This is a genomic window from Mycobacterium sp. (assembly GCF_032162605.1).
Taxonomy (GTDB): Bacteria; Actinomycetota; Actinomycetes; order Mycobacteriales; family Mycobacteriaceae; genus Mycobacterium.
In genome coordinates this window covers 1-14,050 of sequence record NZ_JAVROT010000355.1, presented here as the reverse complement: position 1 = coordinate 14,050, position 14,050 = coordinate 1, and the positions used below count along the sequence as shown (strand labels likewise).

Genomic DNA, 14,050 nt, shown 5'->3' with positions numbered 1-14,050 from the left:
GACTACATGCCGGTGCGGCCGAAACAGCTGCTGGACGCCGACTACCTCAGGCAGCGGGCGACATTGATAGACCCGGCGCGGGCCACACCGTTTTCGGCAGGCAGGCCGCCGAAGGGCGGCACGGTGTATCTGGCCGCGGCCGACGCCGACGGAATGATGGTGTCGATGATCCAGTCCAACTACGACGGCTTCGGGTCGGGCGTAGTGGTGCCGGACACTGGGATCTCGTTGCAGAACCGCGGCACCGAGTTCAGCGCGACCCCGGGGCACCCGAACCTCGTTGGGCCGCGAAAGCGCCCGTACCACACCATCGTTCCCGCCTTCCTTACCAGAGACGGCGCACCGGTGATGAGCTTCGGCGTGATGGGCGGCACCATGCAGCCGCAAGGGCATCTGCAGCTGATGGTGCGCATCGCCGATTACGGCCAGAACCCGCAGGCGGCATGCGACGGACCGAGGTTCCGTTGGCTGCACGGCATGCAGGTGAGCCTCGAGGACGGCTTCCCGCCGACAACGGTCGACGAACTGCGCCGCCGCGGTCACGATCTAGCCGTGGTCGCCGACTACAACCAGTTCGGCAGCTGCCAGGCGATCTGGCGCCTGCCGGACGGGTATCTCGCAGCGAGCGACCCGCGTCGCGACGGGCAGGCCGCCGGTTTCTAGTGCCGATCCGGCCGGACCCTCACACCGACGCACGGCATCGCTGGCGCCGATGACCGCTTGCCGCCCGCGTCCTCAGAACGGAATCAACGGAACCACGGCGGTCCGCAGCACGATCACGGCCACGAACACTGCGGTGAATGCCAGATCAATGGAGACGGACCCGACCCGCACGGGCTTCAGCACCCGCCGGACCGGACCGATCACCGGCTCGGTGATGCCGTGGGTGATCCGCCGGGCCTGGTAAAGGCCGCTGCGGCCGCCCGCCGGCGACAGCACGCCGGCCCAGTCGACCACCATACGGGCAATTAGCACGAGTTCGAATAACAGGAGAACGACTCCAAGCAAGCCTGCGACCACCGCACGCTCCTTCCGACCTCTCCAAGCGTCCGCCGCCCAGCTGAGAAGGGGCTGAGGCGAAACTGAGAGTGCCCGCTGGATGGCTCAGAGTTGAACCGACCAGCGAGACAAGTCCCGGCCCGTCGCCCCATCTTTTCCGTGGAGGTCGTCGGCCACCCGGCGAAAGACGAAATCGGGGGCGGTGTACCGCGGCGAGCTGGCTGGTCGGGTCCGGTGCGGGTGGCTTCCGCCGCGCGTTGCGCTACGTAGTATTTCCTACGACGCGAGCCGAGATCGCTGGTATTTGGATGCCTCCTGGAAACAGGACGTGGTCGCGGCGCCGGTGGCGATCGAACAGCTGCGCACCGAATCGGTCCTGGGCGTCGACGTGAACATCGCCACCCACTTCGACCTGGCTGAGAGCCAGCGTGGTGCCGTGCTGGGCCAGAAACGTTGCGCGAGAGCATCATTGGGAAATTGCAACATTTCGTAACTCGCCGCAAGCGCCTGGGCCAGCCGCACATCCAGTGGGCCTACCTGAAGAAGCGTTCACACTTCACCACCGTCGTCGCTGCGTTGGTGCTCTCGCTGAGCTCGCCGCTGCCTGCTCAGCCGTCCACGCTCAATGATTCCGCCGCGATGATCGGGTGTCCTCACTGCTGCTGCCCATCTACGACCCCCGCCAGATGGCGTGGTTCCTACGTGCCTGCAGGAAGAACGACGGTCAACAACATCGAACGCGGAAGTGCCACATTAGAATTGGGCTCAAGTAGTGCTGGCCTTAACGGTGGATGGGTGCGAGCGGGAACGCCAAGGTCCGTGGGAAGTGCAAGGCTGGCAACTACAACTTCGCCGTCATCACGGCACCGCGTAGAGGGCGATTGTCGTCAGGCGCAACTGACAGAGGAGAAGACCCACGATGAGCAACGTTCCCGCAATGGTCCTGAATGGTGGCGCGCACATCCCGCAGCTTGGTTTCGGCGTCTTCCAGATCGAGCCAGACAAAACCGCTGCCGCGGTGAAGGCCGCCCTCGACATCGGTTACCGGCACATCGACACCGCTGAAATGTATGGAAACGAGCAGGGAGTTGGCCAGGGCGTCGTCGAGGCCGGGCTGGATCGCGCCAGTGTCTTCATCACCAGCAAGCTCAACAACGGCTTGCACAGACCGGACGACGCGCGCCGCGCCCTCGACAGAACACTGAGCGCGCTCAGTTCCGACTACGTTGATCTATTCCTGATCCACTGGCCGCTGCCAACGCTCTACGACGGGGACTTGTCTCGACCTGGCGTGTTCTCGAAGAGTTCGCCGCAGACGGACGCGCCCGCAGCATCGGCGTATCGAACTTCCAACCGGCACACCTTGACCGACTCGCAAAGGAATCCGTCACGGTACCCGCTGTGAATCAGGTCGAGGTCCATCCCTACTTCGCAAACGAAGAAGTGCGCGCCTACGGGCGGGAGCATGGCATCGCGACCGAGGCGTGGTCACCGATCGCTCAGGGCAAGGTGCTCGGTGACCCGGTCGTCGAGCGAATCGCCGACGCGGTCGGCAAGTCACCCGCCCAAGTCGTGCTGCGCTGGCACGTTCAGCGAGGGGACATCGTAATCCCGAAGTCCGTGTCGCCGGATCGAATGAAGTCGAACTTCGAGTTGTTCGACTTCGAGCTGGACGGCTCCGACATGCTTGCGATATCGGCCCTCGACAACGGCGAATCCGGGAGGATCGGCCCCAACCCGGACGAGTTCGACTATCTACCCGAGTAATGACCAGCGATCGCCGAGCAATGAAATGGGCCAACGTCCATGAGTAGGCAGGACGGATTCCATCCAGACTTGACAACGCCGAGCGCCGCGCATGTCTAGACTCGGCCCCCACCCGGGTGCGCCACGTTAGGGCTTCAGAGCTGAGCTCCGGTACGGCCCAGACAGAGGGGCATGCCGCGATTTTGCCGCGATCACGGTGGTGGGCGAACGAAACGTATTGGTGGACTGCAACACTCACTTGGTGTCGTCGGTAGGGGCTTTTAGTTGGGTTTGCGGTTCGGCGTTCGTCCGGTTTTGCTGATGCGTCGACGGTAGGACTGGGTGCCGGTTTCGAGGATGTGGGCGTTGAAGGTGACGCTACCCGGTTCTCCGACAATTGCATCTGCGAGATGCCCCTCGTTGTGGCGGAATGTGATTCTCATGCGTTCTCATTCTGCCACTAAGGCAGGGCGTTTCGCCGTTTGCTCACTTCAACCCCTTACCGAATAGGTTGGTCGAACAGTTGCCTGCTCACCCCGGAGCGCAGCAGGTCGGTGTCTCGATGGAGTCACCGCCGACCAGGATCGACCCGATCACGGTCGGCGCCTTCGTCCCGCTGAGCGAGTGCGGCCGCCGGTAACAGTCCCGCGTGGGGCAGCAGATGCCGTTCGTCGACGCTGACCGCGACCCGCGCCAGGTCCCTGGGTAGTTTCATCCCGCTCGCGGCTGGGCGAGACCAGGCCGCCGGCGGTAGGGATGTTCTGTCCGGTGACCCGGCCCGGTGGCAAGGCTAGCCAGGTAGGCCACGGCCGCAACGAGGTGCCCGGGGTGACCCTGCCGACCCAAGGGGGTCATCGCAGATTGGGGATCAGGTCGAGGGAGAGTCTTTCGACCTCAGTCGCGCGGTGGTTGGGAGGCCAGTGGATGACGAACTCTTCGATTCCGACTGGGGTGAAGCGCTCTACTACTTGCTCGAGTGTGACGGATGATGTCCACGGGTCGGTGGCGCCGAATAGCGTCAGCGAGCGGCGCAAGGTATTGGGGTCGCGCCCGGCCCTTGTGCACAAGTCGTCGATCTGTCGGTTCTGTCGCTGGGTGATGATGACGAGGTCATCAAGTTCCGCGTTCGGTGGGCCGTGGGTATTCCAGACCTCTGCGCGTTCGGCTGCGACCCGCAGGATCGTCGGGGATTGGCCGCCGGCCACGATAGGTGGGCGGGGTTTTTGGAGAGGTCCCGGCGCGGTTGGCACGTCGTGTGCCCATAGCCATCGGCCGTCGAAGCTGAACGGTGCTCCGGTACCGCGCAGGATGCCGTCAACGATCTGGGTGTACTCGTCGAAGCGTTGCATCCTTTCCCGGGCGGGCCATGCCGGGGTTCCGGTGGCCTGGTGGTCGAAGGCGAAGATGCCCGCCCCCAGACCGAGGTCGAGTCGTCCGTTGGAAAGGTGATCAATTGTCATCGCCTGCTTGGCGGTCGCGGTCGGCGGTCGCAGGATCGGGTTGGCGACCAATGTGCCGATGCGTATGCGATGGGTGATGGTGGCAGCGACCGCGAGAAGGATCCAGGTGTCGTGCCAAGGTCCGGCGAGGCCGCGCAGATCGCCTGTGTGGTCGGGCAGGAATAGCTGGTCGAAACCGAGTGCTTCAGCGTGTCTCATCCGCGATATCAGGTCGGAGATCGTGGAGTCCGGAAAGATCATGACGCCGAACTTGAGTGCCGTCATGCGCGTGAGTTCATCATCGGTGTATCACTTTCGGTTGTTGAGCTCGCCCGGAGAACCCGAGGACGGACGGAGTTCGGGGCCTATGGTCGGGCCCGTCGGACCGCCATAGCGAGGGCCTCGCCCTCTGGGTCCCGCTGTGGATTACGGTCCCCGCGCTCTGGGCTGGTCGGCTTCGCCTCAAGATGCGCTAGTCGGCGGTCGCGCCGCTGGGAGTAGATCGCGATCGCTAGGCCCGCCATGGTGAGGAGCGCGCCGACGAGGTAGATCGACGGCAGGCCCAGGCGACTGTCGATGATTCCCCCGCCCAGCCAGCCGGCGAACGCGGCGGCGATCTGGAAGCCGGAGGCGTTGACCGCCACGGCCGCGTTGCAGCTGCTCAGCCAGTTAGAGCGGCTGCACGTACCAAACAGGCGACGTGTGCCCGGTTTCGGGGCTCGGTGTCTCGTAGTCAGTCGAAGCCAACCTCGGTGAAAGCGAAGCCGCAACGTTCAGCGAGAGACGGTGATTGTTGAGGTATGAGGATGGGGGCCGGTGTCAGTGATCGTTGTCGGCTGGGCAACGTTGCCAGCTTTGTCCTTGGCGTTGCCGATGCCCAACGGCAACCAGCCCAGCTAATGACGGGGCCGTTCCGAAGCGGGAGCACCGCCGGCCCGGTCGATGGCGCGCAACTCGTCGAGGCTGTCCGCGAGGGTACGGCCCGCCAATGCGCCGAGGACGGCTGCCTCGGTCTCGTCGGTGAGCCGGACGAAGTACTCAGCGGAGTGGTTGGTGACCAGGCACTCCCGGGGCCCTTCCGGCCGGGGGGCCCACAGCGGCTTGTCGCCGATGGATGAGCGGTAGATCTCTCCCAGTGTGATCTGGTCGGAGGGCCGGCCTAGGCGGACACCTCCGTTTCGGCCCTTGATGGACGCGACGAGACCGTCCTGCACCAGCGGGACCATCATCTTGCGCACCAGGCTCGGGTTGGCATCCAGGCTCCTGGCGAGCTGGGCTGAGCTGAGGACGGGACTGCTCTCCTCCTCAGCATGGCCGAGCAGGAGCATCGCCTTCAGTGACCTGGAGAACCGCACGTCCAGCATGCTCGTACCCCTTCTTCCGCCGCTTGGCGCGGGTGACTCCCGACGCCGCCATATTAGCAACTCTTACAGTTGCATTTCTTTCCACGCATATGTACTTTTCATTCATGCAGATTGCGATCATCCAAGGTGCCCGCCTGCTCGAGGGCTCGGCGCACAAGCGAGCGGTCACCCGTCTGCCGTAGAAGCCTCGACACCGACAGGCACCACAGAGAGAACCGGAGAACGTCATGAGCGCCGAGAACGAGATCAGAGAGATCGTTTCCCGATACACCCGGGCTGCGGACTGGCGCGACGGCGAGGCGCTGGCGAAGCTCTACGAGGCCGACGCAGTCGTCGAGATCCACTACCGCGGGCCCGACGGGATGACGTTGCTGGGAAACCTCTCCGGTGGAGCACAGATCGCAGCGGCCATGTCCACGGCCATGGCGCCGCACCCGCCCCTGGGCTGGAGCCACCACACCACCTACGACCACCTGGTCTCCGTCGACGGCGACGAGGCCAGCATCGATACCCAGTTCATCACCTTCGACGTCGTCGGAACCCCGAAGCCCGAGGGCGGGTGGCCCGTCGGCACCTTCGGCGCCCAGGGCGCCATCAAGCCCATCGAGTCCGGGTACTACCGCTTCGCCTTCCGTCGGACCGACGGAGCTTGGCGCATCCGCCACCTCGACGTCATACACGACATCCCCTACGTCTTCTGATCACCCTGCTGATCGCACGACTCCCGCTTCGGGGATCAAAGAGAGAGGTACTCAAGCATGGCGACACTTGGACTCATCGGCAGTGGACGCATCGGTGGCACGCTCGCCCGTCTGGCGGTCGACGCCGGCCTGGACGTCGTGCTCAGCAACTCGCGGTCGCCGCAGACGCTTTCCGACCTCGTGGACGAACTGGGGCCGCAGGCCCGTGCGGCAACTCCCGCGCAGGCGGCGGCCGCCGGGGACTGGGTCGTCGTTACGATCCCGGTCGGCGCTATTGGGAAGGTTCCCCGGGAGGACCTCGTCGGCAAGACGGTCATCGACACCGGTAACTACTTTCCCCCGCGTGACGGCACCATCGCGGAACTCGAAGCGCAGGAGCTCACCGATAGCGAAATGCTCCAGCGGCACCTGGCCGACGCGCACATCGTGAAGGCGTTCAACAACATCAACTACCGACACCTTAGGGCCCTGCCGCGGCCCGTGGACGCGGCCGACCGCACCGCGCTGCCGATCGCCGGCAACGACCCGGGCACAAAGAAGCACGCCGCCGAGTTGCTCTCGCTGCTCGGGTACGACTCCGTCGACATGGGACCGCTCACCGAAAGCTGGCGCTCACAACCGGGCACTCCGGTGTTCTGCGCGCCCTACGCGGTGACCAAGGACGACCAGTACATCACCCAGCCGGCCGCTCCCGCCTCTGCCGCCGAGGTCGGCGCGGCGCTGGCGTCGGCACGGCGCTGAGCCACGAACACGTGCCGGCTTCGGCTTCGGAGCACCGTGGCATCGGCGGCGCAAGGAATTCTCGCCGCTTCGTGAAGCCGAGCACTTCGGTGTAGAAGCGCAGCATTGGGTGTGCCTGCGCGAGGCGTCGATCACCCTGCCCTACAGCGAGCTGATCCTGCGCACCAGCGAGGGCATCCCGTACGCAGCTCCCGAGGTGGCGCTGCTGTTCAAAGCCAAGCAGCTGCGAGAGAAAGACACCGCTGATTTCCAGCGAGTGCTGCCCACACCCAGGGCCAATGAGACTGACCGCTCGGGCTTGGGACGACACCGGTGTCACACAGCCGGAATCACCTGCGCCGCTGTGGAATCCGCGGGGATACGGCAACAACGCGCGGGCACACATCAACGTGTCGGTGGGATGACGCGCGGGTCAGGCCAGCTGCCCGGTGGCCGGCGTGACCTCGACGATGAGTTGCTTGGTCAACGGTTGTCCGCTCTGCTGGCTGTGGTCCGCGATCGCGCACAGCACGTTCAATTCGGGCATGTAGCCGAATACGCTGCCGCGCGGGGTGTTGTAGGCCACGGCGCGATAGCCGTACACCGAGCGGGTGCTGCCGTCGCGGGCGAAGCTGGTGATGTCGATGAGGTCGAACTCGTGCAGTCCGCGGTCGCGCATGTCTTCGGTGTTCATGAATAGCGCGGTGCGTAGGTTCTTCAACCCCCGGTAGCGATCGTCATCGGAGTAGATGGTGGTGTTCCACTGGTCGTGCGACCGCACGGTGCTCAGGGTCAATCGTCCCGGTGGCGGCACCACGTCGGGCATGCTGGCCGCGGAGAACTCCGCTTTTTCGGACGGGGTGAGGAAGACCCGCTCGCGCGCGGGCTGGCGGATCCGGAAGCCCAGCGGTAGCCGCACGCGACGGTTGAAGTCCTCGAAACCGTCGAACACCTTGGCCATCACGTCGCGGATCCGGTCGTAGTCCTCGACGTAGGACTCCCACGGTGTGGTGGACTCCGGGAGGGTAGCCCGGGCCATGCCGGCCAGGATCGCGCACTCGGACTTCAACTGAGGGGATGCCGGCTTTTTCATCCCGAACGACAGGTGCACCATGCTCATCGAATCCTCAACGGTGACGCCCTGCTCGCCGCTGCGCTGAACATCCTTCTCGGTTCGTCCCAGGCACGGCAGGATCAGCGCCCTGCGGCCGTGGACCAGATGGCTGCGGTTGAGCTTGGTGCTGACCTGGACGGTGAGCTCGCAGCTGCGCAGTGCGGCGAACGTCGCATCGGTGTCCGGTGTGGCCAGGGCGAAGTTGCCGCCCATGCTGACGAACACCTTCACCGTGCCGGTGAGCATCGCCTCGATGGTCGCCACCGTGTCCAGGCCGTGTTCGCGCGGCGGCGTGATCGCGCACACCTCCGCCAACCGGTCCAGTAGTTGCTTGCCCGGGCGGTGATCGATACCGCAGGTGCGGTTGCCCTGGACGTTGCTGTGACCGCGCACCGGCGAGGGGCCGGCCCCTTCCCGGCCGATATTGCCGCGCAGCAGCAGCAGATTCACGATTTCGCGGACGGTGTCGACTCCGTGTTCCTGCTGGGTCAATCCCAGACACCACGCCACCACCGTGCGGTCGGCGCCCAGGTATACCTCGGCCAGTTCTCGGATCGCTTTCTCGTCGACGCCGGACTGGTGCACGAGCTCGGGCCAGCCGGTCTGCTCGACGAGTGACCGGTAGTCCTCGAAGCCGGTCGTGCAGCGCTGCAGGAATTCGTGATCGATCGCCTTAGGATCGGTCTGGGCGCGCTCGAGAACCACCTTGGCGACCCCGCGCAGCAACGCCAGGTCTCCACCGACGCGGGGCTGAACGTTCATGTCTCCGGTCTTGGTGGGGTGGAAGGTAGCCATCGCCAGGAACTCGTGCGGCACGATGGTGCGGCGGCTGGCCGCCTCGATCAGCGGGTTGATGTGCACGATCTGTGCTCCACGGCGATATGCCTCCGCCAGACCGGTCAGCATCCGGGGCGCGTTGGATGCGGCATTGACTCCCATCACCAGGAGCAGGTCTGCCTTCTCCCAGTCGTCCAGGTCACAGGTGCCCTTACCGGTGCCCAACGACGCCGTCATCGCCCGGCCGCTGGCCTCGTGGCACATGTTCGAACAGTCCGGCAGGTTGTTGGTGCCGAACTCGCGCACCCACAGCTGATACAGAAACGTCGCCTCGTTGCTGAGCCGGCCGGAGGTGTAGAACGACGCCTGATGCGGGCTGTCCAACTCGCGCAGCGTCGCGCCCACCAGCTCGAAGGCCGCCGGCCAGGAGATCGGCACGTACGTGTCCGAACCGGCGTCGTAGACCATCGGTTCGGTCAGCCGGCCCTGGTCCTCCAGCGCGAAGTCGGTCCACCCCGACAACTCGGTCACCGTGTGGCCGGCGAAGAAGTCCCGGCCGACCCTCTTGCGGGTCATTTCCCAGGTGACGTGCTTGATGCCGTTCTCGCAGATGTCCAGGTGCAGGCCCTTGGTGTCATCGGGCCACGCGCATCCCGGGCAATCGAAGCCGCCGTTCTCGTGGTTCATCCGCTGGATCGCCCGGGTTCCGGCGACCAACTCCCGGCTCTGCGCCAGCACCTTTGCCACACTGCGAGCCGCGCCCCACCCGGCCGAAGGATGGTGATAATCCTCCTGCGAGAACTCACCGCCAACATTCGGGCCTCGACCCACCGCGGGACGCCCGGGTTCGCCCTGCCCGAGCAGGTCGCCCGGAATCGGCTTCTTGTCGTTCGTCATCTGATGTCCCTTCGTCTGCGTTCAGCCGGCGCCACGCCGCCGCAATTTGCGATGAACGCCTGGAGCGAGGATCCATTTCTTGACATTTCTTGACATTTCTAGTGTCGCAGTCCGGGTGCAGCCGTGGCCAGCACCAATCTGGGGGTATCGACCGGTTCGCACTCCGCGTGAGCCGCTACTTCAACAGCGCCGGCGTCAGGACCCGTCCGCTGCGCGAGGACAGACTGGCGCAGGAAAAGCCAAGCAGCACTGTGTATCCGGGCCGGATTGATCCCGTCGGGGAGCTGCTTCGACGCTGGCCTGCGGCGGCCACGCACGTTCGCCGCTGCCGTCGAGGTTGGGGTTATGATTCGGCTGGCACTCTCTTGAGTCCGCCAGATCGATTTGTGAGTTTGCGCTATGACGCAGAGACGGTCACGGCTCCCCGGCCGGTTGCCCGGGGCTACTTCAGTGCCCGACGGGTCTGATGCCCGAGTTGAGTCGTCAACGACGCGGGCACGTGTGCTCTCAGTGCTGCTGCGCCCGACATCCCCGCCCCTGATGCTGGGGCTCGCCGTCGGCGCATTGCTGATTGCGGCCGAGAGCGCCCTGGTCTACCTGCTCAAACAGGTCGCCCCCGGAAACATCTTCGGAGTGGTATTCCTGCTGGGTGTCTTGCTTGTCGCCACGTTGTGGGGATTCCGGCTCGGGGTGATGATGGCGCTGGCCAGCGCCGTTGTCTACGTTCACTTCCATCATCTGCAGACTGGCGGGAGCATCGTCGCGATCTGGGTCCAGGACTGGGTGGCGGTCACCGTCTTCCTGGTCGTCGCTCTGTCGGCCGCCGCGCTCGCGGGCTTGGCCCGATCGCGCGCCGCCGAGGCTGTTGAACGCCGTCGGCAGGTCGAGGCAAGCCACGATGAGCTCGGCGCGCTCGCGGGGCAGCAGGCCGCGTTGCGGCGGGTGGCGATGCTGGTCGCGCGTGGAGCAGGTCCGTCGGACGTGTTCGACGCAGTGGCCGATGAACTGGCGCGCTGCCTGCATGTAGTAAATGCGGCGCTGCTCCGCTACGAGCCGGACGGCACCGGGTTCATGGTCGCCGTACGGTACGAGCCGGGGATCACGACAATGCCCGTCACGGGCGAGCGCATTCCGTTGGGCGGCGATGGCGTGGGAGCGTTGGTGATGCGGACCGGCCGCGCGGCCAGGGTTGACAACCCCGACGACACGTCGGGCCCAGAGGCCGCACGCATCCGTGCCGAGGGCGTCGGGTCGATCGTGGGAGTTCCGATCGTTGTCGGTGGCCGGTTGTGGGGCGCGGCCATCGTCGGCTCGACGAGCCCCGAGCCCATGCCCACGGATACCGAGGCACGAATCGCCGACTTCGCCGATCTCGTGGCCACTGCGATCGCGAATGCCGCCACGCGCGCGGAATTGCAGGCCAGTCGCGACGAGCTGAGTCGGCTCGCCGAGCAGCAGGTTGCCTTGCGGCGGGTCGCGACACTGGTCGCGCGCGGGGTCAGCCCGTCGGAGGTGTTCTCCGCAGTGGCGGGGGAGTTGGCCCGCTGCCTGGGTGTGCACGCCGCGACCGTTTACCGCTACGAATCCGACGACACGGCCACGCTCCTCGCGGCCCACGATGAGCCTCGGTTGAAGACGATTCGGACCGGCACGCGGTTTTCATTCCAGGGCGACAACATCAACGCGATGGTGTACCACACCGGGCGCACCGCCCGAATGGACAGCCACGAGAACGCTGCCGGCCCGGTCGCCGCGCAGGTACGTAAACTCGGCATCCGCTCTGCGGTCGGAGCGCCGATCATCGTTGCCGGCCGGCTATGGGGCGCGGCGATCGTTGGCTCGTCGGCACCCGAGCCGCTGCCGCCGGACACCGAGGCGCGCATGGGCGACTTCGCCGATCTGGTCGCGACCGCGATCGCCAATGCCGCCACCCGCGCGGAATTGCAGGCCAGCCGCGACGAGCTGGGCGTGCTTGCCGAGCAGCAGGCAGCGTTGCGGCGGGTGGCCACCCTGGTGGCGCGTGGGACGCCCCCTTCGGAGGTGTTCTCCGCGGTGGCGGACGAGATGGCCCGCTGCCTGCATGCGGCCAACGCGACGGTGAGCAGCTTCGACGATGACACGGTGACCATTCTCGCCGTGGCTGCCCTAACGCCCGGGTTCAAGCGCGCGCCGTTCGTCGGCGCACGCCATACCTTGTTGGAAGGCGACAACATCGCAACGCGGGTGTTTCACACCGGCCGGCCCGCACGCCTGGACGGCTTGGAGTTTCAGAATGCTCCCGGCTGGGTCGCTGCATGGCTACGGACGACGGGCCTGCGTTCCACGGTGGCAGTTCCGATCATTGTCGACGGACGGGTGTGGGGAACGGCGGCGCTCGGTTCGTTGCGACCCGAGCCGTTGCCACCGGACACCGAGGCGCGCATGAGCGGCTTCGCCGATCTCGTCGCGACCGCGATTGCGAACGCGGCCACCCGCGCCGAACTGATCGCCTCACGCGCCCGCATCGTCGCGGCCGCGGACGATGGACGCCGCCGTCTGGAGCGCGACCTGCACGACGGCGCCCAACAACGGCTGGTCGCGCTGGGGCTTCAGGTGCGGCTGGCAGAGGCATCAGTGCCACCCGGCCTGCAGGCGCTCGGAGAGCAGCTTGGGGACATCGTGTCCGGATTGACCGGTGTCACCACAGATCTGCAAGAGATCTCACGTGGGATCCATCCGTCGATTCTGTCCAAGGGCGGAATCGGTCCCGCGCTAAAGACACTGGTCCGCCGATCGGCCGTCCCGGTCACCCTCGAGCTTGCGATTGACCGACGCTTGCCCGACTCAGTCGAAGTCGGCGCGTATTACGTCGTGTCCGAGATGCTGACCAACGCCGCCAAGCATGCCCGCGCCTCCCACGTGGCCGTGCGCGGACAAGCCAAGGATGACGTCCTGTCCCTGTCGATTAGCGACGACGGAATCGGGGGCGCTGACTTCGGCAAGGGCTCAGGGCTCGTCGGGCTCAGAGACCGGGTCGAGGCTCTCGGCGGGCGAATGCGAATTATGAGCCCGGCCGGAGGTGGGACGTCGCTGGACGTGACGATCCCGCTCGACGGCCCGTGAGCACCGGGACCCCGCGAGTACCGACGAGACCACTAGCGGTGTCCACCTTCCTCGAGCTCTGCTGAACCAGCGATGAGGTAGCGCCGTCTGCATCCGTGGGCGCCACCTTCGGGACGGGTGGCGTGCAGCCGGGGGTAAATGCTGGCGACGGCGGCAGCCTGACGGGCTACGTCCAGACGAACCCAACAACCGGGGTCATCACGGATCTGCCGATGGACAGTATGCCGTTGGGTCCTTCGCCTGTCGCGCTCGTTCATGATCCGCTGGGCCGTACCCCACGGGTAGCCATGCTGGCAGAGCCGATGCTCGGCGCACGCGGCGAAGAATGCGGCGTAGTACACCAGCGTCAACGAAAGGCCGCCGATCAGCGAAACCCAAGTGATCCAACCGGTTCCGAGTACGACGATCGCCAGCGCCGCCGTTGCCGCCGTCTGCACCACGACGCGGGCCACTTGGCGCATCCAATGGCTAGGCGAGGTGACGTCGTGCAACACCCATTCGCGGTAGCGCGCGCCGAGGCCACCACCAAACGTGTACCAGAGCCAGCGAAGTGGGTCAGGCCGGCTTGGGGTATCCGACTGTGTCATGCGTTGATCATTGCCGTTCGGCCGGTCCACGTCGTCACCGCTGACACCCATCGGCACCCCCTGCCAGTGGCGACTTTTCGTGAAGCTCTCGTCGGCGACGCTGAACTTTTGCCGAGCACGTGTCACTGGGCTGATGAAAAGAGCGAGCTTCAGATGCTTTGTCTTCGTTGGTGATCGCGGAAAATGCCGCGACGATACGTCGGACAACCTGCGGGCTCGCAAGCATCCCGAGGTGGCCGACGCCGCCGATCGTCACGGTCTCCACTTCGGCGTGGGCGGGCACCGACCGGGCGCCGGGCACGACCACGTCGAGTGTTGCCGTGATCGCCAGCCACCGCAGGCCCTCGGGTACCGGCGTGGAGGCGAGTCGCCGCAAGAGTGGCGAACCTTCCCGCAGCGCCCGGGCAATCGCCCCGACTGGCAGAAGATGTGCCCACGGCGAACCCCCGAACGGTGCGCCGAGGGTGACGATGGTGTCGACCTTCCCGGCGAGTCGGCCGCTTGCGATGGCCTGCGCGATGACAACCCCGCCCAGGCTGTGCCCGATCAGATGCACCCTATCCGCGCCGGTTTGCGACAACATCCGTTCAACCTCGACTGCGAG

At 65.8% G+C, this 14,050-nt stretch carries 14 protein-coding genes and 1 pseudogene; 7 read left to right on the top strand and 8 right to left on the bottom strand.

The window, feature by feature from the left end; genetic code table 11:
* On the top strand, nt 1-663 hold a 663-nt coding region (locus QOI01_RS20100; RefSeq protein WP_526384021.1), incomplete at its 5' end, for a gamma-glutamyltransferase.
* 72 nt (nt 664-735) lie between these two features.
* Here the strand turns inward: QOI01_RS20100 and QOI01_RS20095 are convergent.
* Nucleotides 736-1,020, bottom strand: coding sequence for a YggT family protein (locus QOI01_RS20095; RefSeq protein WP_526384019.1), 285 nt, complete (start codon nt 1,018-1,020; stop codon nt 736-738).
* Between the two features lie 181 nt (nt 1,021-1,201).
* Here QOI01_RS20095 and QOI01_RS20090 point away from each other — a divergent pair, with 181 nt between their 5' ends.
* Together QOI01_RS20090 and QOI01_RS20085 are read left to right on the top strand one after the other, a co-directional pair.
* Complete coding sequence (locus QOI01_RS20090; protein ID WP_526384017.1) at nt 1,202-1,492, top strand: hypothetical protein; 291 nt, start codon at nt 1,202-1,204, stop codon at nt 1,490-1,492.
* Between the two features lie 426 nt (nt 1,493-1,918).
* Nucleotides 1,919-2,766, top strand: a pseudogene (locus QOI01_RS20085) (aldo/keto reductase).
* A 260-nt stretch (nt 2,767-3,026) separates the two neighbouring features.
* Here the strand turns inward: QOI01_RS20085 and QOI01_RS20080 are convergent.
* The 4 genes from QOI01_RS20080 to QOI01_RS20065 form a co-directional block, all read right to left on the bottom strand.
* Entirely contained in the window at nt 3,027-3,188 is a 162-nt protein-coding gene (locus tag QOI01_RS20080) for a hypothetical protein (RefSeq protein WP_526384015.1), read from the bottom strand.
* A gap of 408 nt (nt 3,189-3,596) precedes the next feature.
* Nucleotides 3,597-4,469: an LLM class flavin-dependent oxidoreductase gene (locus tag QOI01_RS20075; protein WP_526384013.1), complete on the bottom strand. Its 873-nt coding sequence runs from the start codon at nt 4,467-4,469 to the stop codon at nt 3,597-3,599.
* A gap of 80 nt (nt 4,470-4,549) precedes the next feature.
* Nucleotides 4,550-4,828 carry a hypothetical protein gene (locus QOI01_RS20070; RefSeq protein WP_526384011.1) on the bottom strand — a complete coding sequence of 93 codons (279 nt, stop codon included), beginning with the start codon at nt 4,826-4,828 and terminating at the stop codon, nt 4,550-4,552.
* A 252-nt stretch (nt 4,829-5,080) separates the two neighbouring features.
* A complete protein-coding gene (locus tag QOI01_RS20065) occupies nt 5,081-5,548 on the bottom strand; it encodes an RrF2 family transcriptional regulator (protein ID WP_526384009.1) in 468 nt (155 codons plus the stop codon).
* 227 nt (nt 5,549-5,775) lie between these two features.
* On the opposite strand from QOI01_RS20065, the gene QOI01_RS20060 reads away from it, so the two are divergent.
* The 3 genes from QOI01_RS20060 (at nt 5,776) to QOI01_RS20050 (ending at nt 7,394) form a co-directional block, all read left to right on the top strand.
* A complete protein-coding gene (locus QOI01_RS20060) occupies nt 5,776-6,249 on the top strand; it encodes a nuclear transport factor 2 family protein (RefSeq protein ID WP_526384007.1) in 474 nt (157 codons plus the stop codon).
* A gap of 57 nt (nt 6,250-6,306) precedes the next feature.
* Nucleotides 6,307-6,990 (top strand): NADPH-dependent F420 reductase, encoded by a 684-nt coding sequence (locus QOI01_RS20055; protein ID WP_526384005.1) that lies wholly within the window; start codon nt 6,307-6,309, stop codon nt 6,988-6,990.
* A gap of 278 nt (nt 6,991-7,268) precedes the next feature.
* A complete protein-coding gene (locus tag QOI01_RS20050; protein WP_526384003.1) occupies nt 7,269-7,394 on the top strand; it encodes a hypothetical protein in 126 nt (41 codons plus the stop codon).
* An 8-nt stretch (nt 7,395-7,402) separates the two neighbouring features.
* Here QOI01_RS20050 and QOI01_RS20045 read toward each other — a convergent pair whose 3' ends face one another.
* Nucleotides 7,403-9,757 (bottom strand): FdhF/YdeP family oxidoreductase, encoded by a 2,355-nt coding sequence (locus tag QOI01_RS20045; RefSeq protein WP_526384001.1) that lies wholly within the window; start codon nt 9,755-9,757, stop codon nt 7,403-7,405.
* Nucleotides 9,758-10,297: 540 nt separating this feature from the next.
* Here QOI01_RS20045 and QOI01_RS20040 point away from each other — a divergent pair.
* On the top strand, nt 10,298-12,859 hold the full coding sequence (locus QOI01_RS20040; RefSeq protein WP_526384023.1) for a sensor histidine kinase: 2,562 nt from the start codon (nt 10,298-10,300) through the stop codon (nt 12,857-12,859).
* A gap of 32 nt (nt 12,860-12,891) precedes the next feature.
* On the opposite strand, the gene QOI01_RS20035 is transcribed toward QOI01_RS20040, so the two are convergent.
* Entirely contained in the window at nt 12,892-13,446 is a 555-nt protein-coding gene (locus QOI01_RS20035) for a DUF5313 family protein (RefSeq protein ID WP_526383999.1), read from the bottom strand.
* Nucleotides 13,447-13,480: 34 nt separating this feature from the next.
* The coding region (locus tag QOI01_RS20030; RefSeq protein ID WP_526383997.1) for a PGAP1-like alpha/beta domain-containing protein at nt 13,481-14,050 on the bottom strand (570 nt) is incomplete at its 5' end.

What these genes read in the sequence shown, in the direction of transcription:
- QOI01_RS20080 (WP_526384015.1), bottom strand. Translation starts at nt 3,188, where the DNA reads ATGAGAATCACATTCCGCCACAACGAGGGGCATCTCGCAGATGCAATT.
- QOI01_RS20075 (WP_526384013.1), bottom strand. Translation starts at nt 4,469, where the DNA reads ATGACGGCACTCAAGTTCGGCGTCATGATCTTTCCGGACTCCACGATC.
- QOI01_RS20065 (WP_526384009.1), bottom strand. Translation starts at nt 5,548, where the DNA reads ATGCTGGACGTGCGGTTCTCCAGGTCACTGAAGGCGATGCTCCTGCTC.
- QOI01_RS20060 (WP_526384007.1), top strand. Translation starts at nt 5,776, where the DNA reads ATGAGCGCCGAGAACGAGATCAGAGAGATCGTTTCCCGATACACCCGG.
- QOI01_RS20055 (WP_526384005.1), top strand. Translation starts at nt 6,307, where the DNA reads ATGGCGACACTTGGACTCATCGGCAGTGGACGCATCGGTGGCACGCTC.
- QOI01_RS20050 (WP_526384003.1), top strand. Translation starts at nt 7,269, where the DNA reads ATGAGACTGACCGCTCGGGCTTGGGACGACACCGGTGTCACACAGCCG.
- QOI01_RS20045 (WP_526384001.1), bottom strand. Translation starts at nt 9,757, where the DNA reads ATGACGAACGACAAGAAGCCGATTCCGGGCGACCTGCTCGGGCAGGGC.
- QOI01_RS20040 (WP_526384023.1), top strand. Translation starts at nt 10,298, where the DNA reads ATGCTGGGGCTCGCCGTCGGCGCATTGCTGATTGCGGCCGAGAGCGCC.
- QOI01_RS20035 (WP_526383999.1), bottom strand. Translation starts at nt 13,446, where the DNA reads ATGACACAGTCGGATACCCCAAGCCGGCCTGACCCACTTCGCTGGCTC.